This window comes from Polynucleobacter sp. JS-Polo-80-F4, assembly GCF_018881965.1.
Taxonomy (GTDB): domain Bacteria; phylum Pseudomonadota; class Gammaproteobacteria; order Burkholderiales; family Burkholderiaceae; genus Polynucleobacter.
In genome coordinates, this window is record NZ_JACVPI010000001.1 from 612,006 (window position 1) to 633,262 (window position 21,257).

Consider the following 21,257-nt stretch of genomic DNA (forward strand, 5'->3'; position numbering starts at 1 on the left):
GCCAAAATGTTCTCAGGCACCTGCTACCATTCTGCTATGAACTTTACCCCCACAGAACTTGTCGCAAGCTTTATTTTTGCAATTGCTGTTTTGCATACCTTTTGCACGGGCTATTTTGAATCCATCGCTAAAAAATCGCCACGACATGCCGGCCTATGGCACCTCCTTGGCGAAGTAGAGATTGTTTTTGGTTTTTGGGCAGCCATCTTGGTCATTTTTATTTCTTTTTTCGATGACTTAAGTACTGCCAAAGATTTTTTAAATAAACGCAATTACACAGAACCACTTTTTGTCTTTGCCATCATGATTGTGGCTGGTACCAAGCCTGTTCTTTCTTTTTCTACCCAAATTTTGCATGCGCTAGCCAATGTTCTGCAAAAGGTATTCCGCATCCGAAGCGCTCCCGCCTTGTATTTTTTAACCCTTGGGGCTACGCCACTCCTAGGCTCTTTAATTACCGAGCCTGCAGCGATGACTCTGGCTGCTTTTTTATTACGTGACTTAGTTTATCGCCATCAATGCTCTAAAGCACTTCTGTTTGGAACCCTGGGAGTTTTATTTGTAAACATTTCTATTGGGGGCACACTCACCAACTTTGCGGCTCCGCCTGTACTCATGGTGGCTTCCACCTGGGGGTGGAGTTCAGCATTTATGTTTAGTAACTTTGGCCTAGAGTCATGTATTGCGATTTTCATCAACGCACTTGCAGCAACTCTTCTATTTCATCGTCAACTGATTGAACCGAATGACAATAACAAGGAAGTCAAGATTCCATTGGCAGTGATCTTGATGCATTTGTTATTCTTGTTTGGAGTAGTTTTCTTTGCACACGATCCAGTCATTTTTATGTGGATTCTGCTGTTCTTTATTGGATACACCACAGCCTATCCTAAATATCAAAGTCCCCTGATTCTGAAAGAGGCGCTCTTAGTTGGATTCTTCTTGGGTGGCTTAGTTGTATTAGGTGCTTTGCAAGGCTGGTGGCTTCAGCCTATTCTTGAAATGATGAGTCCGACGGCAGTCTTTTATGGCAGCCTTGTTCTCACTGCTTTCACTGACAATGCTGCGCTCACCTATCTAGGCTCGCTAGTGACCGGAACATCACCAGAGTTCAAATTGGCCCTAGTGGGTGGTGCAGTTGCGGGTGGCGGCCTAACAGTGATTGCCAATGCCCCTAACCCAGCAGGTATTGCAATCTTACGCAGCTACTTTCCCGGACACACGGTTTCAGCGCTGTATTTACTAGTTGCAGCTATTCCACCCACAATCGTGGCTATTCTGGCTTACAGGCTTATATAAGTACAACATCGGCCCGAGCACGCCTTAGGCAGTAAAATCTGAGCTTCGCCCCCAGCTATAAACCTGAGAACGGCATATGAAAAAGCTCTATATCAAAACCTTTGGCTGTCAAATGAACGAGTACGACTCGGGAAAAATGGCAGACCTCCTCCATGCTGATGAAGGCATGGTCATGACAGATCGACCTGAAGATGCCGATGTCGTCCTTCTGAATACCTGCTCCATACGTGAAAAAGCCGAAGACAAAGTATTTTCCGATCTTGGTCGATTACGCGAGCTCAAGAAAAAAAATCCTGACTTACTTATTGGAGTTGGTGGATGCGTAGCTAGTCAAGAAGGCCAGCAGATTGTCAGTCGAGCTCCTTATGTTGATGTCGTGTTTGGACCTCAGACACTCCATCGCCTATCTGATCTCATTGCAGAGCGACGCAAAACCGGCATCTCACAAGTAGATATCTCTTTTCCAGAGATTGAAAAGTTTGATCATCTGCCAGTCTCACGCCAAACCCGTGGTTCGGCTTATGTTTCGATTATGGAAGGTTGCTCCAAATATTGCAGCTATTGTGTTGTGCCCTACACACGTGGTGAAGAAGTCTCGAGACCGTTTGATGATGTTCTTACTGAAGTAGCTGGACTTGCCAGCAAAGGTGTAAAAGAAATTGTTCTGCTTGGTCAAAACGTCAATGCCTATTTAGGCAAGATGGGTGACACCGAAGAGATTGCTGACTTTGCTTTACTCATTGAATATATTGCTGAAATTCCTGGGGTTGAGCGCATTCGCTTTACAACTAGTCATCCCAAAGAATTTACGCAACGTCTCATCGATGTATACGCCAAAGTGCCTAAGCTTGTGAGTCACCTGCATCTGCCCGTACAGCACGGTTCAGACACCATGCTATCTGCGATGAAGCGTGGCTATACAGCCTTAGAATTCAAAAGCATTATCCGCAAGATGCGTGCCGTTCGACCTGATCTAACCTTATCGAGTGATTTCATAGTGGGCTTCCCAGGTGAAACTGAGGCTGACTTTGAAAAGTTACTCAAGATGGTGAAAGAGTTGAATTTTGATAACAGCTTTTGCTTTATCTTTAGCCCGCGCCCAGGAACACCCGCAGCCAATCTCTCCGATGACACGCCCCATGAAGTCAAGCTGAAGCGCCTCCAGACTTTATTAGCGCTAGTTGAAGAACAAGCGAATGCAATTAGTCAAAAAATGTTGGGCAATACGGAAAAAGTATTAATCGAAGGCCTCGCAAAGGATGGTATTAATTTACAGGGCCGAGCTGAAAACAATCGCGTGATTCATTTCGCAGCACCTGATCAAGATATTGAAAATCTTATCGGTCAGATGGTGGATATTCGCATCACGGAGGTACTCAATTACACCCTCAGAGGTGAAATGGTAGAGACACATGTCCACTAAAGACCTAAAGACTCCTCTCAAACTGACAATTGATCTGCAGTATGCGAGCCCTGCGATTGAATCCGCCGTTAGTAATGCAGCCTCCTCCGCCCTCATTAAGAAATGGGTTAAGAGTGCTACGCCCTTTAGTGGCTTGATTACCCTTCGCTTTGTTAATGCATCAGAAGGTAAAAAGTTGAATATGGCTTTTCGTAAAAAAGATTACGCCACCAACGTCCTCACTTTTCCTTATGAGCTTTCAAAAAAAGTTTTGGTGGCCGATATTATTTTTTGCCTACCAGTACTTCAAAAAGAAGCCAGGGAACAAGGTAAGCCATTGAAAGCCCATCTGGCCCATTTGATTGTGCACGGCTGTCTTCATGCCCAAGGGCTCGATCATGAAGTTTCGCGTGATGCCAAAAAAATGGAGTCGCTGGAAATCCAAATTCTCCAAGAATTGGGCTTTACTAACCCCTATTCTTGATTTGCCATATTTCTAAGCTATTCTTGCTATATGCCTGACCCCAATAAATCCCTTTTAGACCGCTTGGCTGACTTTTTAAGTCCGGGGCCAACAGAACCCAGTGAACGACGTCAAGAACTGATTGAAACCCTGCGCGAGGCTCAATCTGAAGGGTTAATTGATGCCGATGCTCTCTCAATGATTGAAGGGGTTTTTCAAGTCGGGCAATTATGTGCCCGCGATATCCTTGTGCCTCGCGCCCAAATTGACTGGATTGATATTGGTCGGTCACTTCCTGAAATTATTCAAAGTGTGATCACAGCGGCGCACTCGCGCTTTCCGGTATTTGAAGGCAGCAAAGATAATGTCATTGGTATTTTGTTGGCTAAAGATTTATTGCGTCACGCCACTGAGAAAGACTTTCAAGTGCGAGATTGGTTACGACCAGCCGTCTTTATTCCAGAATCTAAACGTCTCAGCGTCTTATTGCGTGACTTTAAAGATAATCGCAATCACTTAGCTATAGTGGTAGATGAATACAGTGGCGTAGCTGGAATTATTACTATCGAAGATGTGCTTGAACAAATCGTGGGCGATATTGAAGATGAGCATGATGTTGATGAAGAGGCTGACAACCTGATTGCTCTGGATAATGGTGATATCCGCGTGAAGGGCATTACTGAGCTCGAACAATTTAATGAAACACTTGGCACCCATTTTGAAGTTGAAGATATCGAAACAGTTGCAGGCCTGGTTATTCAACACTTAGGCCGCGTCCCCAAGATGGGTGAACTGATTGAGATTGATGGCATTGAATTTGAAATACAGCGCGCCGATCCAAGACAAATTCATATTCTGCTTGCGCGGCAAACCAATAAAAAACCAGACTGAGATTTATATTGTTTGATCAGCACTCTTATCGTCCGCGTATGAGCGTCAAAATCTTTTCAGTCTTTATTTTGTTTGCATTAGGGGCCGCCCTTGCCGCTATTGCCGAACTTCCTTATGGCGGCTGGATTCAAATTCCTGTTTTAAGTCTTCTCTGGTGGCGCCTTGATTCCCAATATCCAGCATCCCTAAAAAAACAATTCGCCCTGGGCCTCTCATTTGGCATTGGCTATTTTATTGTTGGTCTTTGGTGGCTTTATATTAGCCTGCATGATGTTGGTGGCATGAATGCACTTCTTGCTTGTATGGGTGTATTTCTTCTATCAGCGTATGTAGCCATTTATTTTTCTTTAGCTACATTAGCAATTCCGCTCTTTAAAAAGAATCGCTTATCCGGCCTGCTTTTAGCGTCAAGCTGGGTGCTTGCAGAATTTCTGCGTGGCTATATCTTTACTGGATTTCCATGGATGGGTTTTGCAGAAACCCAATTTAATGGCCCCTTTGCTCCTATAGCCCCTTTCTTTGGTGGACTAGCTTGTACCTTTTTAGCGGTATGGGCTTCCTGGGAAATTTATCAACTTCGCAAGCACGTAGTTTTTAGCCTCTTTTTAATTGCAATTGCAATTACTGCCTCACAACTTGCTGGTTTATTTACATTCACAAAACCCACTGGAGAGCCTATTAGTGTTCGGCTCATTCAAGGCAATTTTGAGCAAAGTCTAAAATTTAATCCCCAGGCTATTGGTCGACAGATTGATTTCTACGCAGGTGAAATCACTAAAGAAGCAGCCAATCTCATCATCATTCCTGAGACCGCTTTTCCATGGCCACTTCCTAATTTGCCGATAGGCTTATTTGATTACTTGCAAAACTTTTCTAATAAAAGTAGTAGCAATCTCCTGCTTGGCTTAATTGGTGAAGTACCTGGAGAAGCCGGCATGCAGTACTCAAATCGCGCAACTGGACTCTCTCCCGATGCGGCACCCTATCAATACGATAAAGCCCATCTCGTTCCCTTCGGAGAATTCATCCCTCCAGGCTTTCAGTGGTTCGTCAAAGCATTTCATGTGCCTATGAGTGACTTTGCTAGAGGAAGATTGGATCAAGCACCATTTACGATTGTGCGTAAGGACCAAGACGATATTCATGCCGCCATCACAATTTGCTATGAAGATGTCTTTGGTGGCGAACTGACATCTCGTATTCAACACAGTGATAAGTCAGTCAACTTGCTCATCAATATGACCAATCTTGCTTGGTTTGGTGAATCTCAAGCATCTAGCCAGCAACTGAGACTTTCGCAACTGAGATCTTTAGAAACTGGTTTGCCCGCATTGCGTGCAACCAATACAGGTATTACTTCGGTTCTCGGCCCCAATGGCCAAGTGCTCAAAGCACTCCCAGAATTTACCCAAGCTACGCTCACCACTCAAGTACAAGCCTATTCTGGCAAAACACCTTATGTAATTTGGGGCAATTTACCGATTTTGGGTATTTCTTGCCTACTCTTGCTCTGGGGCTTGATTCGTTACAGACGTTTTTAAGCATTTTTTAACTCTTGAGTGCCCCAGCCATGTAAAATCAATGGCTTAGCCAGGTTAATCATGCTTACTTTTCAGCAAATCATTCTCAAACTTCAAGATTATTGGGACCAACAAGGTTGTGCCCTATTGCAACCTATCGACCTCGAGGTTGGTGCCGGTACATCCCATACTGCAACCTTCCTTCGTGCAATTGGTCCTGAGCCATGGAAAGCAGCCTATGTGCAGCCATCCCGCCGACCAAAAGATGGTCGTTATGGCGAGAACCCAAATCGTTTGCAGCACTACTACCAATATCAGGTAGTACTAAAGCCTGCCCCAGAAAATATTCTGGATTTATATTTAGGCTCCTTGGCTGCTTTAGGCCTAGACCTCAAAGAAAATGATGTTCGCTTTGTAGAAGATGACTGGGAAAACCCAACGCTAGGTGCTTGGGGTCTTGGTTGGGAAGTTTGGCTTAACGGTATGGAAGTCACTCAGTTCACTTACTTCCAGCAAGTAGGTGGCTTAGATTGCAAACCGGTTCTTGGTGAGATCACCTACGGTATTGAACGTTTGGCAATGTATATCCAAAACTGCTCCAACGTATATGACTTGGTTTGGGCTGACGGCATTTCTTATGGTGATGTATATCACCAGAACGAAGTTGAGCAATCTTGCTACAACTTTGAACACTCCAATACTGATTTATTGTTTGCTAACTTTACAAACTATGAAAGTGAAGCCAAGCGCTTGATGGAAGTTCCATTAGCATTACCCGCTTACGAAATGGTTCTAAAAGCAGCCCACACGTTTAACCTGTTGGATGCTCGTGGCGCCATCTCGGTTACTGAGCGTGCAGCCTATATCGGCCGCATTCGCAATCTTTCTCGCGCGGTTGCTCAAGCCTACTTTGAGTCCAGAGAAAAGCTGGGCTTTCCAATGTGTCAACGTCAAGCTAAAGCTCAGGCTTAAGCACATCGAGATTTCCGCATTCCATCTATGAGTACATCCAATTCAAACCCCCAATCAGCAACATTATTGATTGAGGTATTTACCGAAGAGCTACCGCCAAAGTCATTACGTCGCTTAGGCGATGCGTTTAGCGAAGGTATCTTTGCAGCCCTCAAATCTGCAGGCTTAGCCTCCGATTCATCTACAGTAACTGGTTTTGCTACGCCACGCAGATTAGCGGTTCAAGTCAGCAATGTATTGGATCAAGCGCCGGACTTTCCTGTACGTGAAAAATTACTTCCTACCAGCATTGCATTTGATGCTGAAGGTAAAGCCACTCCACCCCTACTCAAAAAATTAGGTGCACTTGGGTATGGAGATGTTGATCTTGCCACCTTAGAAAAATCGGGCGAAGGCAAGAATGAAGCTCTGTATCTCAATGTAATTGCTAAAGGCGCTGCCCTTGAGCAAACAGCACAAACTGCCCTTGAGCAAACATTAAATAAGCTGCCCATTGCAAAAATGATGCACTATCAAGTGCTACAGAAGAGTGGTCAATTGGCTGACGTTCAATTTGCTCGTCCAGCTCACCGCATCATTGCACTTCACGGTGGAAATACCCTAAACATCAGCGCCTTAGGTATCGATGCAGCCAATCAAACCGAGGGGCATCGCTTCCTGGCTCCCGGCAATGTCACGATCAGCAGCGCTGATCAGTATGAGGCAGACCTGCAATCCAAGGCAAAGATTATTCCTAGTTTTAATCAACGTCGCGCGCAGATTGAAGCAGCGCTATTAAAAGCTGCTGGAGATGATTTGGTGTTGATGCCAGATAGTCTTGTAGATGAAGTAACAGCCCTCGTTGAGTGGCCTGCTATCTACGAGTGTCATTTTGATCAAGAGTTCTTGGAAGTGCCTCAAGAATGCTTGATTTTGACAATGCAAACCAATCAAAAGTATTTTGCATTAACTGATAAACAGGGGAAATTACGCAATCGCTTTTTGATTGTTTCTAATATTGAAACTAATAAACCAGATGCCATCATTTCTGGTAATGAACGCGTTGTGCGCCCACGTCTATCTGATGCACGCTTCTTCTTTCAACAAGATCAAAAACGTCCACTAGCCTCCCGCGTAGCAGATTTAGGCAAGGTGGTGTATCACAATCAACTAGGCAATCAACTGGATCGCACTAAGCGTGTTCAAGGCCTTGCAGTAGGCATTGCTAAGAAACTAGGCGCCGATGAAAAGCTCGCTTCACGTGCAGCGGAAATTGCCAAAACAGACTTGTTAACCGATATGGTTGGTGAGTTTCCAGAATTACAGGGAATCATGGGGCGCTATTACGCGAACCACGATGGTGAGAATGCAGATGTCGCTAACGCCTGTAGCGAACACTATATGCCGCGCTTTGCAGGCGATACTCTCCCGCAAACTCAAACCGGCACAATCTTAGCGATTGCTGACAAACTGGAAACCTTGGTTGGCATCTGGGGTGTTGGACTTGCCCCTACTGGCGATAAAGACCCCTACGCATTACGCCGCCATGCCTTAGGTATTTGTCGCTTACTCTTAGAAAAAAATCTTTCACTCAATTTACCGCAATTAATTGAGTTAGCTCGCGCACAATTCCCGCAAGCCGATGTACAAGAAAAAGCAAAAGCTGCAGACATCTACGCTTTCATTATTGATCGCCTGCGCGCTTATTTGCGCGACCAGTCCGTTGCTGGCAAAGCCTTTACTAGTGCGGAAATTGATGCCGTCCTGAGCCAAGACCCAGCGCAAATTAATGACTTAATTGAGCGTCTGACTGCCTTACGTGAATTTAATGCTCTCGCAGAAGCAGCCCAACTCGCTGCTGCCAATAAACGCATTAGCAATATCTTGAAAAAGACGACCACTGCTATTCCTGCGGCATGTTCAGCCAAATTACTACAAATTCCAGCAGAGGCCGCATTGCATCAAGCATTAGAAGCGGTCACCCCGGCACTCAATACAGCTTATGAAAAACGTCAATTTGTTGAACTCCTAAGAGCGCTTGTCGCCTTGAGTGGACCTATTGATCAATTCTTTGCCGATGTGATGGTCATGGATCCCAATCCCGAGCTACGCGATAACCGCTTAGCCCTCCTGCAACAACTTCACCAGAAAATGAATCTCGTTGCCGATCTCGGCAAATTAGCATGAGCACCAGCTCCTCTAAATTAATCATTCTTGATCGCGATGGCGTGATCAACGAAGATAGCGATGATTATGTGAAGTCAGTTGACGAATGGATCCCCCTTCCTGGAAGTCTGGAAGCCATTGCCTTACTCAATCAAGCGGGCTATCACATTGCAATAGCAACCAATCAATCCGGTCTCTCAAGGGGCTACTTCACTATCAGTGACTTGCATGCCATGCATAGCAAGATGGATACCCTGCTTAAGCCATTGGGCGGCCGTATCGATAGCATCTTTTTTTGCCCTCATCAGGATGCGCATCAGTGTGATTGCCGTAAGCCTGCCCCTGGCATGATGAAAGAAATTGCTTTGCGCTACAAGAAGACGGATAGCGCAAAGCCGCTGACAGGTGTTCCTATAGTGGGTGATTCTTTGCGCGACCTCGAGGCTGGGGTATCTTTGGGCGCCACGCCACATCTAGTGTTAACCGGCAAGGGAGAAAAAACCCTCGAAAAAGGAAAACTTCCAGAGGGTACACAAATTCATGCTGATCTTTTGGCATTTGCAAATGCACTTTTAGAAAATAAGGTCTAGACCAATCGTGAAATTGATTCGCTCCATCCTCTTTGCCCTATTTTTAGTGATATTCACGCCTATTTGGTCCGTGCTATGCATGTTGGCCTTTCCATTCCTAAGCCCAGAAAACCGCTACACCTTTATTGGACTCTGGAACAAAATCGTGATTGCCCTACTAAAGCCACTGTGCGGGATTCATTATGAAATCCGCGGCATGGAAAACATGCAAGCAGTACTTAATGAGCGCATCATCATTCTCAGCAAACATCAGTCTGCTTACGAAACCATTGCATATATTGCATTGCTACCCAAACAACTCTGCTTTGTCTTTAAGCGCGAATTACTCTGGATCCCATTTTTTGGCTGGGCCTTAGCTTTGCTGAAGATGATCCACATTAATCGCTCCAATAAGCAAACTGCAGCCCATTCTGTAGCCACCCAAGGCCGTAAACGCTTAAGTGAGGGGAAGTGGATCATGCTCTTTCCGGAAGGAACCAGAACACCTATCGGCTCAAATAAGCCCTATCGCAAAGGTGGAGCTCGACTTGCTAGTGCGACTGATGCCTTAGTGATTCCGATTGCGCACAATGCTGGCCGCTGCTGGCCAAAGAATAGCTTCATCAAGGAGCCCGGCACAGTCATTTTCTCAATTGGACCAGCAATTAGTTCCGCGAATAAGTCAGCGGAAGAGCTTCAGAAAGAAGTAGAGGGTTGGATTGAAGCTGAAATGCGGGTGATTGACCCTAGCGCTTACAAATAAATTACGAGGCGAGAACTTTCGCCCACTCGATATAGCGATCAACAGAAATATCTTGAGCTCTTGCTTTGAGCTCTGTCTCAGTCAAGTTCAATCGATCTGCAAAAGCATTCAAGTTAGTACGTAACATTTTTCTTCTTTGAGAAAAAGCTGCAGCAACCACTTTCTCCAAAGAGCTCCATTGCGCATTAGATAAAGCGAAGTCTCTTCTCGGAATCATTCGTACAACAGCTGAGTTCACTTTGGGCTGAGGATCAAATGCTTCTGGCGGAACCTCTAATACCAGCTCCATGTCGTATCGAGCCTGAAGCATCACAGATAGGCGACTGAATTCAGAGCCTCCCGCCTTTGCTACCATCCGCTCCACTACCTCTGCTTGCAACATAAACACCTGCTCATCAATATGACTTGCAGCCGATACCAAATGAAACAATAGTGGTGAGGAGATGTTGTAGGGCAAATTACCGACCACCTTACATAAGCCTTGCTTGGCAGCGCGATTCTGAGCCCATGCCAAAAAATCAAATTTGAGCGCATCCCCTTCGATGACTGTGAGGCCCTTGAGGTTTTTCTCATTCCAAAAAGCCACCAAATCTCGGTCAATCTCCAAAAGGTCTAAGTGATCAAGATTACTTAGCAAGGGGAGCGTTAATGCACCAAGGCCAGGGCCAATCTCAATAACATGCATATCTGAACTGGGATTGATAAGCGCAACAATGGAATAGATTATTCCGTTGTCCTGCAGAAAATTTTGGCCAAAGCGTTTACGTGCGCGATGCATTTACTAGCCTTGCTTTCGTTGATTAAGCGCTAACTCATAAGCTAGGCACAAAGCCTCAAGCATGCTACCCGAGTCGGCAATACCTTTACCAGCAATATCCAAAGCAGTTCCATGATCTACGGAAGTACGGATGATAGGCAATCCCAAAGTGACGTTTACCCCATTACCAAATGTAACAAATTTAAATGGTGCCAAACCTTGATCGTGATACATGGCGATGAAAGCATCTACTTGCGCAACAGATTCAGGATCAAACATCGTATCGCCTGGATAAGGGCCAGAAACGTGAATTCCCATCTGTTTGGCGGCTTCGATTGCAGGCGAAATAATGTCAATTTCTTCGCAGCCTAAATACCCAGACTCTCCTGCATGAGGATTTAAGCCTGCCACCCGAATGAGGGGCTTGGCGATTCCAAATTTTGTCTGCAAATCTTGGTTAACGATTTGAATTATTTCCAATATCAAGTCATAGCTCAGCGCTTGCGAAACATTCTTCAGGGGAAGATGCGTGGTAGCGAGAGCAACGCGTAAATCTCTAGGTGCCTTAAGTCCTAAGAAGCCACTAGGCAATGGTGCGCATAACATCATCACCACACGGGGAACCTTGCAACGCTGTGCAAGATACTCCGTATGTCCTGTAAAGGGGGTCCCAGCATCATTAATAATGCTTTTCTGAAGTGGGGCAGTCACCATCGCATCAAAGCGCCCTTGAAGGCAGCCATCAATCGCTTGATCTAGTAAGTGAATAACGTAATGCGCATTATTCGAATCCAGAGCCCCCAAGACTACAGGTGCCCCAAGCCCAACAGACTGAATCTGCAATCGACTGGACAAATCTGGGCTGAGATTTTTTGGCAGCGCCAATAAATGATCATTGCCTAGCAATGTGACTTGAGCATCAGAATGCTTACGTAGAAACTCCAACGAAGCCGCTAAAGAAACTTCTGGTCCGATACCGGCTGGTTCGCCGGTACTTACAACGAGATTAACGAGGTGCGCTGGTTGCTGCATCATCCACGTTCAGAATTTTGACAGTTGCGTTATCACGCAGTTCACGCATCCACTCTTGATAAGCTTGATCGAACTTTCTTTCGCGTATTGCTGCTCGTGCAAATTGACGTTGCTTCTCAACAGTAAGTTGACCTTCGCGACGATCCAATACCTGTATCAAATGCCAACCAAACTCAGTTTTAACGGGGTTACTCACTTCACCAATTTGCAAGCGATTCATTGCCTGTTCGAACTCTGGGACTAAATCTCCAGGACTCATCCAACCCAATTCACCACCATTGGGTGCTGACCCATCTTCAGAGTATTTTTTTGCAAGCTCTGCAAAATCAGCAGTTTTGACGCGCACTTGATCCCGATAGCCTTGTAAGCGCCTCTCAGCATCCTGGTCGCTCAAGCCAGCACGACTTCTGAGCAAAATATGGCGAGATAAGGTTTGCGTAATAGGAATATTTTGGGGGGTCGTTGAGCCAGAATCTGCAGCGGTAGCTTGTTGAGGTGACGGACTCGCCCCTGCAGCACGTCGATCTAAAACCTTGAGCACATGGTATCCGGCCGGGCTCTTCACAACAGTACTAGCAACTTGCCCACCACCAGTATTACGAACAGCCTCATAAAACAACTGCGGTAAACGGTCAGGAGTGCGGTAGCCCAAATCTTGAAACTTAATTTTTGGATTGTCTTTAGCGGCCATTGCCCCTAATTGCAAGAAATCAACATCGCCACGGGCATCACGCAATAAAGCATCGGCCTTCTTCTTGGCTTCAGCTTGAGCACCAGCTCCTGCAGCTACATCCACGGGAATAAAGATTTGAGCTACGTCAATCTCCTCTGGCTCACCTTTAGCAGCTGGAGATGATCTTGGTGCCCCACCAGAATTCATGGCTCTAGTACGTTCGGCAATGAAGTTATCTATTTCAGCATCAGATATCTTTAACTTACCCTCAACCTCGCGCTCTCGATAGCGACTGACGATGACATCGTCGCGCAACATCTCTTTGTAGCGCTCAAATGTACTTCCAGTAGCGATTACTTTAGCTTTGAATTCTGCATAACTTAATTTGTTCTTAGCAGCAATGTCACCAATAATTTTGTCTAACTCTTTATTGGTAACTCTGACCCCTTCTTGATCGGCATTTTGTAGTTGAATTTTTTCTAAAATCAAACGGTCCAAAATTACCTGGCGTACCGACCCATCTTCAGGTAGTTTTACGCCTTGTTTTTTAAGTGCAGCAATTCGGTCATCAATTTCCTTACGCGTTACATATCCTGTATTGACCACTGCTGCGACACCATCAATATTCCGAATCTTACTTTCTGCAGTTGCAGTTGTCTTTGCTGAATCTTGAGCAAATGAGGTGTTCGCAAATAGCCCAAAGCCAAGGAAAATGGCGGAAATACTAATTTGTTTAAAGCGATTCATACAAAGCATTATTGATAGTTCTCGTATGTTGAAGGTGGTATAGGCTTAGAGGTAGGCATATATCCAGGAACATTTAGCTTCATGATATCAACTGGATTGCTTCCAGCGCTACCAAAGCCCTTAAATTCCACTTGGAAGAGTACCTGGGTGGTGGTTATTTGGGAAGTATTCAAAACTTGAGAATAAGCCCCTCGGAAGGTCCAGCAATCTCTGCTCCATTCGAGGGCTACCAAGGTATTCAAGGTCTTAGTAGTCAAGGCATCGTAGCCCCAGCGGCCTAAAACAGAAATTTCCCGTGTAATTGGCCATTGACCAGAGATATTGTATTGATCTGTTGTGGTGGATGCAGGCACGAATGCTTGGTTATTTTGAATTGATGCCTGCACTGGCGGTGACCAAACATTGCGATAGCCGAAATTTAAACTTCTACCTTGAGTCGGACGCCAACTACCACCAACAGTGGTTTGCACAAAACGATTAAGCTGAGTGTTGTACTGACCGAAAACATCTGCACTGAAATTACCAAGCAGACGCACAGAGCCTGAGCCCAAAGTATCTGAATAAGTTGTGGGATTCAAAATTGTGCCGTTCAAACCAACCCGCTGTCCAGTGAACTGCTGCTTTTGAGCAAGGGTCACATTAGCGCGCTCCGCTCCGGTATTGGCCTCAATCATGCGACTTGTTAAACCAAGCGTGGCAGCATTGGCATCTGCAATACGGTCGTTACCAATAAAAGTATTTTCACTAAAGATTTGGGAAACGCCAAAGCCCGCATCCGCCGTATCAAATATTGGCGTCTGCGCCTGACTCTGATAAGGCGTGTAAACATAAAAAGCGCGAGGCTCCATAGTTAGCAACATATCGCGACCAAAGAAACCTTTTAATTCTGAGGCATCTCTTTCGAAGGCTAATGCAGAATCCAAGCTAAAGGTTGGAATGGTGAATCCTTGTGCAACTGGCGCTCCACCTGTTACGAATGGAGTGGCGTTATACATGTTTGATTGAAAACTGACTTTTGGCGTGATGTAGTAGCCTGGGGTCACTTGCGGTAAAGCCATAGCGCCTTTAACAACCGTCCTGTCCGCTTGGCTATAAACACCTGGGGCAGTAGACGATAAGTTTCCAGCAATGTTGTAAGAGAACCTTGTGTAATCAGCAGAAAAAGTGGTTGCCGGCCCTGTTGGCAAGGTAACGTACTTGCCACTAGTATCTGCGACTGCTGGAGTTAGTCGATTGTTATATGAGGCGGTAATGTTTGGCAATACGTTGTATGGCGCCTGAACTATATTAGTAGGATCCGGTTGCAAAGTTTGAAATGTTAATGCCCGGGCTGACACCATCCAATTGCTTAAACTTCCTGTCAGCCCTTTAGTAGTACCCACCTCCTGACGAAACTGACTTGTGACAGCCCCTGCGATACTCTGCGAAAAATCAGTTGGATATAAATTATCTGAAACACGAGCTAGGTTTGCATAACCTGACCATGAGCCTGGCATTGGAATACCGCCAGGGCCTGTGCCCCCACTAAACACTTGTCGTTGTTGCCAGTCATATTTCCAGCGACTAGTACCGGTTTTTTTATCGTACGACATATATTCACCCATCGCAGTTCCAGAATAGAGGGTATCCAAGAAGCGATATTGAGCGCCAAGCATTGCACCGCGATGATTCATATAGCGAGGCAATAAAAGTAGGTCACGATTAGGGGCAATATTGACATAGTACGGCTGCGTAATATCAAGGCCGTTATTAGAGTTGTAACCAACTACTGGGGCAAGTAAGCCCGTACGACGTTGTCCACCAGTGGGCGCTGTGAAATAAGGAACATATGCAATGGGTACATCGAAGAAGCGCATTACACCGTGCGTTCCAACCATTTCTTTTTGTTCATTATCAATTTCTATAGTACTGGCTGAAAAATACCAATCCATATTTTGCGGAGTACATGTGGTGTAGGTGGCTTTATCAAACACAAAGACATCAGCATTTTCAATCGTTAATTTTTTTGCAGTGCCATTGCCGCCGTTGTCTCTTAATTCATAGGCGGCTGGTTCCATGGAACCTTCGCGCGCATCCACTTTAAAAGTTCCCTTAGGCCCTTTAAAAGTTACATTTCCCTTGGAGAGCTCCGCATTCCCCAATAAATCAGCAACGTCAGTGTCGGGGTTATAAGTAATTTCATCTGCCTTAATAACGCCACCGTTACGACGAATTTGGGCTCGTCCTTTTAAATGCATATCGCGATCAACGACTCCATTAATGGAATCGCTTGAAGTAAAGGTTAAGGCCTCTCCATCATTAATGGGTTTGCCAACCCGAAGCTGATCATCCAACTTTAAAACAGTAACATTACCTCTATCTGGCATCAAAACGGTATTGGAATTAGCTTGTGCATTTGCAGGCAAAGGAGCGGGCGCTTGAGCACGTCCGCAGAGGGCAAATTGAAGCAATGCAACCCCCATCATTACGCGCAGGGTTACATGCAAAAAAAGAGGGGCGCAAAGGCCGGCGCGACGGCGATAATGACTCATAGATCCAGACCCGCCTTATTATACGAATCGACCATGACTGACTCACGCTTAAACACCCTCCGCAACTGGCTAAAAGCCCTGGAAGCTAGCTGGCAATTAGATCTCGACTCCCTGGCGCCAGCCTCAGCTGATGCCAGCTTTCGGCGCTATTTCCGAATTGAGTCCAAAAAGCCCAATTTTGGGACTTTGATCGTCATGGATGCCCCACCCCAACATGAGCCACTGGACGAGTTCATTAAGGTCGATTTATTACTCTCAGAGGCAGGCTTAAATGTGCCAAAAATCCTCGAGCAAAACCTTGCTGAAGGCTTCTTGCTATTAAATGATTTAGGGACCAAAACCTACCTTGCTGAACTCAATAACGAGTCAGCCGATCATCTCTATCAAGATGCAACACATGCATTGGTTCTGATGCAATTGGCGAGCAAGCCAAATGTGTTGCCAAATTATGATGAAGCATTATTACAGCGTGAGTTAGATTTATTTCCTGAATGGTATTTAAAGAAACATCTCAATACTGAACTAAACGAACAACAAATAGAGCAATTAAAAAAATCGTTTGAGCTCATTATCGAAAATAATTTAGCCCAAGCTAGAGTCTATGTTCATCGTGATTACCATTCTCGCAACTTAATGGTGACTGGAAACAATAATCCTGGAGTCATTGACTTTCAGGACGCGGTATACGGGCCTATTACTTATGATGCCTCTTCATTGTGGCGTGATGCTTACATAGCATGGCCAGAAGAACGCGTCATTGATTGGGTGATTAAGTTTTGGGAAGAGGGCCGTAAGGCCGGCCTGCCAATGCCAAATGATTTTGGACAGTTCTATCGAGATTTTGAATGGATGGGCTTACAACGCCATCTTAAGGTTCTAGGTATATTTGCAAGACTCTTTCATCGCGATGGTAAAGATGGTTACCTTAAGGACATTCCACTTGTTTTGGAATATGCGATTGCAACAGCGAATCGCTATATTGAATTAAAACCGTTAGCCAGAATTCTAGAATCCACGCGCACCAATAAAGAATGATTAGTAACTCCTGATGAGTAAAAGCGATCTGATTCCTTGTTTTTTGCTTGCTGCTGGCAGAGGTGAGCGCATGCGCCCCCTTACGGATGATTTACCGAAGCCCCTACTCTGTATTCAGAATAAATCTTTATTAGCATGGCATTTAGAAGCATTAGCAAGGGCTCGTATTCAAGATGTCGTTATTAACCATGCTTGGTTAGGCGAAAAAATTGAGGGGGCCCTAGGGAATGGTCAGCAATTTGGTCTTCGCATTCAATATTCCCCTGAGGGAAGTGCACTGGAGACGGCCGGTGGAATTTGTAAGGCGCTACCCATCATTGCGCCAGACGACTACCTCTTGGTCATTAATGGCGATGTATTTAGCCCGAACTTACCGATTACCCAGCTTTTAGAAACCGTATCCAAAATGCGCATGGACCCCAGTAAGCCCTTGGCTCACTTATTGATGGTCCCAAACCCTATCCAGCATCCCGAAGGAGATTTTTACCTCCAAGGCACTGCAGTTAACAACACCGAGTCCATTGGAGCAGAAAAACTCACCTTCTCTGGAATTGGGATTTATCACAAAGACCTCTTCAAAGACCTAGAATTTGGAGTCCCAGCCAAGCTCGCGCCCCTATTGAGAGCTGCGATGGCACAAAATAAAGTGTCTGGTGAAAAATATCTCGGTCCATGGCACGATGTAGGCACACCACAACGCTTACAAGAGCTTAATGCAGCATATGAATAAAACGAACATTTATCAGCTTCGTAGAACCAAATTAGCAGAACAAATCCTTGCCAAAACTGGCGGAGGAATTGCCATCATCTCAACAGCTCCTGAGCTTGCTCGTAATCGTGACAGTGAATTTCCTTATCGCCACGATAGTGACTTTTATTACTTGACTGGTTTTGAAGAGCCTGGCGCAACACTGGTGATGAAAGTTACAGGCAATGGTAAAAATTGCCAGCTTCAATCCCACTTGTTTTGCAGACCCAAAGATCCAGAGCGTGAAATCTGGGATGGCATTCGCCTTGGGCCAGAAGCAGCACCAGAAGCTTTGGGGATTGAATATGCGCACAGCAATAAAGAACTAGACCAAAAACTCAGTGACTTGTTAGCCGATGAAGATGCAGTGTATATACGCCTTGCTGAAAGCGCTGAAGCCGATAGGCGTTTGCGTCACTGGATGAAACAAGTAAGAGCACAAGCACGCTCTGGAATAAACCCACCATCAGAGTTTCATGATGTGGAGGCGCTGATTCATGAAATGCGTTTATTCAAGGATGCGCAAGAGATTGACATCATGCGTCGCGCTGCAGCCATCTCTGCTCGCGCCCATATCCGCGCTATGCAAGTCTGTAAACCCGGTATGCGTGAATATCATCTTGAAGCCGAATTACTTCATGAGTTCCGTAACAGTGGTTCGCAAAGCGTTGCCTATAACAGCATTGTTGCTGGTGGTGCAAATTCTTGCATTCTTCACTATCGTGCCGGCTCGACTGAATTACGCAGTGGTGAGCTTTGCCTGATTGATGCCGGTTGCGAACTTGATGGTTATGCTTCAGATATCACGAGAACCTTTCCAGTTAACGGAAAATTTACTGGACCACAACGTGCCCTATATGACATCACCTTAGCTGCGCAAGAGGCCGCGATAGCAATGACTCGGCCTGGCAATACATTTATGCAGCCGCATGAGGCAGCACTGAAAGTGCTTACTCAAGGTCTTCTAGATGAAAAGCTTCTCAAACTCACAGAGCTAGGTTCTTTGGAAAATGCCATCGAGACTGGAGCCTATCGTCGCTTCTATATGCACCGTACTTCTCACTGGTTAGGTATGGATGTACATGATGTAGGTTCTTATCGTGAAGCTAGCCAGGATGCAACCGGCGAAGAAAAGCCATGGCGCATTCTCAAGAGCGGCATGGTGATTACGGTGGAGCCCGGCCTCTATGTCAGGCCCGCAAACGACGTAGACGAGAAGTTCTGGAATATCGGTATTCGCATAGAAGATGATGCTGTTATTAGTGATTCAGGATGTGAGTTAATTTCTCGTGGCGCGCCTGTCAAAGCAGATGAGATTGAAGCGCTCATGAAAAACGCATAGAGATATACAAATAAAATGAGTGTATCTACTTGCGATATCTTGATTCAGGGCGGCGGTCCAGTTGGACTTGCTTGCGCTGCATGGACCTTGCAGAAATTCCCTGAAGCAAAGCTTGTTTTGCTTGATCGTAACTCCAGCAATGATGATGATTTAGTAAGTGCCGATAGTAGGGGCATTGCTCTCTCGCACGGTAGCAAGCTTTTGCTTGATACGATTAACGCTTGGCCAAAAGACTTTGCCCAAATTCATCGCGTGCATGTTTCGCAGGCGGGTCGCTTTGGCCGCGCACTCATGACGCGAGAAGAGCTCAAGCAAGATGCATTAGGACACATCATTCGTTATCGCGATATTCACATCACCCTGCGCCAAGCCCTACGAGTCATTCAAGCGAAGTGCCCTAATTTTGTTTGGGAGCATATACAAAAGGATACTCAAGAGAGTCAGATCCAGGCCAAATGTATTGTGCATGCTGAAGGTGGTTTATTTAAGACACAAGATTGGGTCGAGTCTGGCAAAGACTATGGCCAGTCAGCCCTTGTAGGCTTAGTTGAGGTTGAAAATGCGGAACCTCATCAAGCTTGGGAACGCTTTACTAGCGAAGGCCCCTTGGCAGTTTTGCCAAGCCACTACGGCTCTAATATTTTGAATCTGGTTTGGTGCGGCTCACCAGAATCATCGCAACGTCGTCTGGAACTTAGTGATGACAATTTCTTAATTGAACTGCAGGCAGAATTTGGTTCGCGTATTGGACGTTTTCTAAAAATTCAAGATCGTCGCTTGTATGAGCTTGGTTTGAACTATCGCAAAGAAATTACCAACGGTAATGAAGTTTGGATTGGCAATGCTGCGCAAACTTTGCATCCAGTAGCGGGCCAAGGTTTGAATCTGGGTTTGCGTGATGCTTTTTTACTTGCAGAGAAGTTAGTTGAGGTGTTTTCTGGATCCATAGAGGAACACTCTCCAGCAAACATACACAATGCACTTCAAAGTTATGCCCAAAGTCGCAAGGTTGATAGAACAACCACTATTGGTCTTACCGACTTCATGGCTAGAGTATTTACCTCCAATCTAGCCCCAATTGTGATGGCTCGTGGATTGGCTTTATCGGCCCTCCAGTGGCTTCCGCCTGTCAAAACAGCCTTAGCTCGCCAGATGATGTTTGGTAGGCGCTAAAGCCCTTAAATCACGCTCAAAATTTAAGCATTCTCCGTTTGATCTGTAATAAGCAATCTGCCTAAAAAATAGGCAAATAAAGGCCTGAATGTGCTAAAGTGTCATGCTTTCCGCCCAAGCACCCTTTAGATGAATATCGGCCCTCACATCCTCGCAAATAAGTTATTTGTAGCCCCTATGGCTGGGGTAACGGACCGCCCATTTAGACAGCTTTGCAAGAAGTTGGGTGCAGGTTATGCCGTCTCTGAAATGGTGGCCTCCAATGCCCTGCTTTGGAAAAGTGAAAAGACTCAGCGTCGCGCCAACCATGTTGGTGAATTCAAACCCATTGCAGTCCAAATCGCAGGAGCTGATCCAGCGATGATGGCAGCTGCAGCAAAAATCAACGTCGATCACGGCGCCCAGATTATTGATATCAATATGGGTTGCCCAGCAAAGAAAGTTTGCAATGTTGCAGCTGGCTCCGCATTACTGCGCGATGAGCCTTTAGTGCAGCAAATCCTAGAAGCAGTTGTAAATGCTGTTGGAATTGGACCAGATGCAGTACCGGTGACTTTAAAGATTCGGACAGGCTGGGATCGCGAGCACAAGAATGCCATTGAGATTGCGCGTCTTGCAGAAAAATCCGGCATCTCCATGCTTACCGTTCATGGTCGCACTAGGGCTGACCTATATCACGGTGAGGCGGAGTATGAAACGATTACCGCAGTAAAAAATAATGTACACATCCCAGTAGTGGCTAACGGCGATATCACCAGCCCAGAAAAAGCAGAGCAAGTTTTAAAGATCACTGGTGCTGATGCCATCATGATTGGTCGCGCCGCTCAAGGCCGTCCTTGGATCTTTCGTGAGATCAATCACTATCTCGAAACGGGTGGCAAGCTACCAACCCCGGAGATCAATGAGATTCAGTCCATCATGAATGCACACCTCTTGGATCACTATGAATTCTATGGTGAGCATATTGGCCTGCGTACTGCCCGCAAACATATTGGCTGGTACTGCAAGGGCTTGCGTGATTCACATGCTTTTCGCCAGCGCATGAATACCGCCGACGACTGTAAGACCCAACTTCAAATGGTCAATGACTTTTTTGACGAAATGAAATCCCATTCTGACCGCTTGTTATTTTTGGAAGCGGCATAGTTCTGACTTAATTGAGCTGCCTAGTTTTATTTTCTTGTTTTATTTTATA

The 21,257-nt window shown here is 45.6% G+C and carries 18 protein-coding genes; 14 read left to right on the forward strand and 4 right to left on the reverse strand.

The features are described 5' to 3' along the window. The first annotated feature begins 36 nt into the window (after positions 1-36). The 9 genes from ICN20_RS03020 (at position 37) to ICN20_RS03060 (ending at position 10,024) form a co-directional block, all read left to right on the forward strand. Positions 37-1,299 (forward strand): putative Na+/H+ antiporter, encoded by a 1,263-nt coding sequence (locus ICN20_RS03020; RefSeq protein WP_216238041.1) that lies wholly within the window; start codon positions 37-39, stop codon positions 1,297-1,299. Positions 1,300-1,375: 76 nt separating this feature from the next. Next, on the forward strand, positions 1,376-2,722 hold the full coding sequence (miaB, locus tag ICN20_RS03025) for a tRNA (N6-isopentenyl adenosine(37)-C2)-methylthiotransferase MiaB (protein ID WP_216238042.1): 1,347 nt from the start codon (positions 1,376-1,378) through the stop codon (positions 2,720-2,722). Beyond that, positions 2,712-3,185, forward strand: a complete 474-nt coding sequence (gene ybeY, locus ICN20_RS03030) for an rRNA maturation RNase YbeY (RefSeq protein ID WP_216238043.1) — start codon at positions 2,712-2,714, stop codon at positions 3,183-3,185. Before miaB ends, ybeY begins: the two co-directional genes overlap by 11 nt. A 30-nt stretch (positions 3,186-3,215) precedes the next feature. Further along, the gene (locus ICN20_RS03035; RefSeq protein WP_216238044.1) at positions 3,216-4,055 is read left to right on the forward strand and encodes an HlyC/CorC family transporter; all 840 of its coding nucleotides are present in this window, start codon (positions 3,216-3,218) and stop codon (positions 4,053-4,055) included. Between the two features lie 38 nt (positions 4,056-4,093). Next, positions 4,094-5,596, forward strand: coding sequence for an apolipoprotein N-acyltransferase (gene lnt / locus ICN20_RS03040; protein WP_216238045.1), 1,503 nt, complete (start codon positions 4,094-4,096; stop codon positions 5,594-5,596). Positions 5,597-5,656: 60 nt separating this feature from the next. Further along, on the forward strand, positions 5,657-6,547 hold the full coding sequence (gene glyQ / locus ICN20_RS03045) for a glycine--tRNA ligase subunit alpha (protein ID WP_068319536.1): 891 nt from the start codon (positions 5,657-5,659) through the stop codon (positions 6,545-6,547). A 27-nt stretch (positions 6,548-6,574) separates the two neighbouring features. Next, entirely contained in the window at positions 6,575-8,713 is a 2,139-nt protein-coding gene (gene glyS, locus ICN20_RS03050; protein ID WP_216238046.1) for a glycine--tRNA ligase subunit beta, read from the forward strand. Then, a complete protein-coding gene (gene gmhB, locus ICN20_RS03055) occupies positions 8,710-9,282 on the forward strand; it encodes a D-glycero-beta-D-manno-heptose 1,7-bisphosphate 7-phosphatase (protein WP_216238047.1) in 573 nt (190 codons plus the stop codon). The genes glyS and gmhB overlap by 4 nt, the downstream gene beginning before the upstream one ends. Before the next feature lie 7 nt (positions 9,283-9,289). Further along, positions 9,290-10,024: a 1-acyl-sn-glycerol-3-phosphate acyltransferase gene (locus ICN20_RS03060; RefSeq protein WP_216238048.1), complete on the forward strand. Its 735-nt coding sequence runs from the start codon at positions 9,290-9,292 to the stop codon at positions 10,022-10,024. Position 10,025: 1 nt separating this feature from the next. On the opposite strand, the gene rsmA is transcribed toward ICN20_RS03060, so the two are convergent. The 4 genes from rsmA to ICN20_RS03080 are packed head-to-tail and all read right to left on the reverse strand — an operon-like array spanning position 10,026 to position 15,764. After that, on the reverse strand, positions 10,026-10,802 hold the full coding sequence (gene rsmA / locus ICN20_RS03065) for a 16S rRNA (adenine(1518)-N(6)/adenine(1519)-N(6))-dimethyltransferase RsmA (RefSeq protein WP_216238049.1): 777 nt from the start codon (positions 10,800-10,802) through the stop codon (positions 10,026-10,028). Between the two features lie 3 nt (positions 10,803-10,805). Then, positions 10,806-11,813 carry a 4-hydroxythreonine-4-phosphate dehydrogenase PdxA gene (pdxA, locus tag ICN20_RS03070; RefSeq protein ID WP_216240186.1) on the reverse strand — a complete coding sequence of 336 codons (1,008 nt, stop codon included), beginning with the start codon at positions 11,811-11,813 and terminating at the stop codon, positions 10,806-10,808. Further along, the gene (locus ICN20_RS03075) at positions 11,788-13,233 is read right to left on the reverse strand and encodes a peptidylprolyl isomerase (protein WP_255534622.1); all 1,446 of its coding nucleotides are present in this window, start codon (positions 13,231-13,233) and stop codon (positions 11,788-11,790) included. The genes pdxA and ICN20_RS03075 overlap by 26 nt, the downstream gene beginning before the upstream one ends. An 8-nt stretch (positions 13,234-13,241) precedes the next feature. After that, positions 13,242-15,764 carry an LPS-assembly protein LptD gene (locus ICN20_RS03080; protein ID WP_216238051.1) on the reverse strand — a complete coding sequence of 841 codons (2,523 nt, stop codon included), beginning with the start codon at positions 15,762-15,764 and terminating at the stop codon, positions 13,242-13,244. Between the two features lie 33 nt (positions 15,765-15,797). Here ICN20_RS03080 and ICN20_RS03085 point away from each other — a divergent pair, with 33 nt between their 5' ends. The 5 genes from ICN20_RS03085 (at position 15,798) to dusB (ending at position 21,208) form a co-directional block, all read left to right on the forward strand. Further along, complete coding sequence (locus ICN20_RS03085) at positions 15,798-16,799, forward strand: aminoglycoside phosphotransferase family protein (protein ID WP_216238052.1); 1,002 nt, start codon at positions 15,798-15,800, stop codon at positions 16,797-16,799. Between the two features lie 13 nt (positions 16,800-16,812). Next, on the forward strand, positions 16,813-17,529 hold the full coding sequence (gene murU, locus ICN20_RS03090) for an N-acetylmuramate alpha-1-phosphate uridylyltransferase MurU (RefSeq protein WP_216238053.1): 717 nt from the start codon (positions 16,813-16,815) through the stop codon (positions 17,527-17,529). After that, positions 17,522-18,889 (forward strand): Xaa-Pro aminopeptidase, encoded by a 1,368-nt coding sequence (pepP, locus tag ICN20_RS03095; RefSeq protein WP_216238054.1) that lies wholly within the window; start codon positions 17,522-17,524, stop codon positions 18,887-18,889. Before murU ends, pepP begins: the two co-directional genes overlap by 8 nt. 15 nt (positions 18,890-18,904) lie before the next feature. Then, positions 18,905-20,062: an FAD-dependent monooxygenase gene (locus ICN20_RS03100; protein ID WP_216238055.1), complete on the forward strand. Its 1,158-nt coding sequence runs from the start codon at positions 18,905-18,907 to the stop codon at positions 20,060-20,062. A gap of 129 nt (positions 20,063-20,191) precedes the next feature. Further along, the gene (gene dusB / locus ICN20_RS03105; RefSeq protein WP_216238056.1) at positions 20,192-21,208 is read left to right on the forward strand and encodes a tRNA dihydrouridine synthase DusB; all 1,017 of its coding nucleotides are present in this window, start codon (positions 20,192-20,194) and stop codon (positions 21,206-21,208) included. Positions 21,209-21,257: the final 49 nt, after the last annotated feature.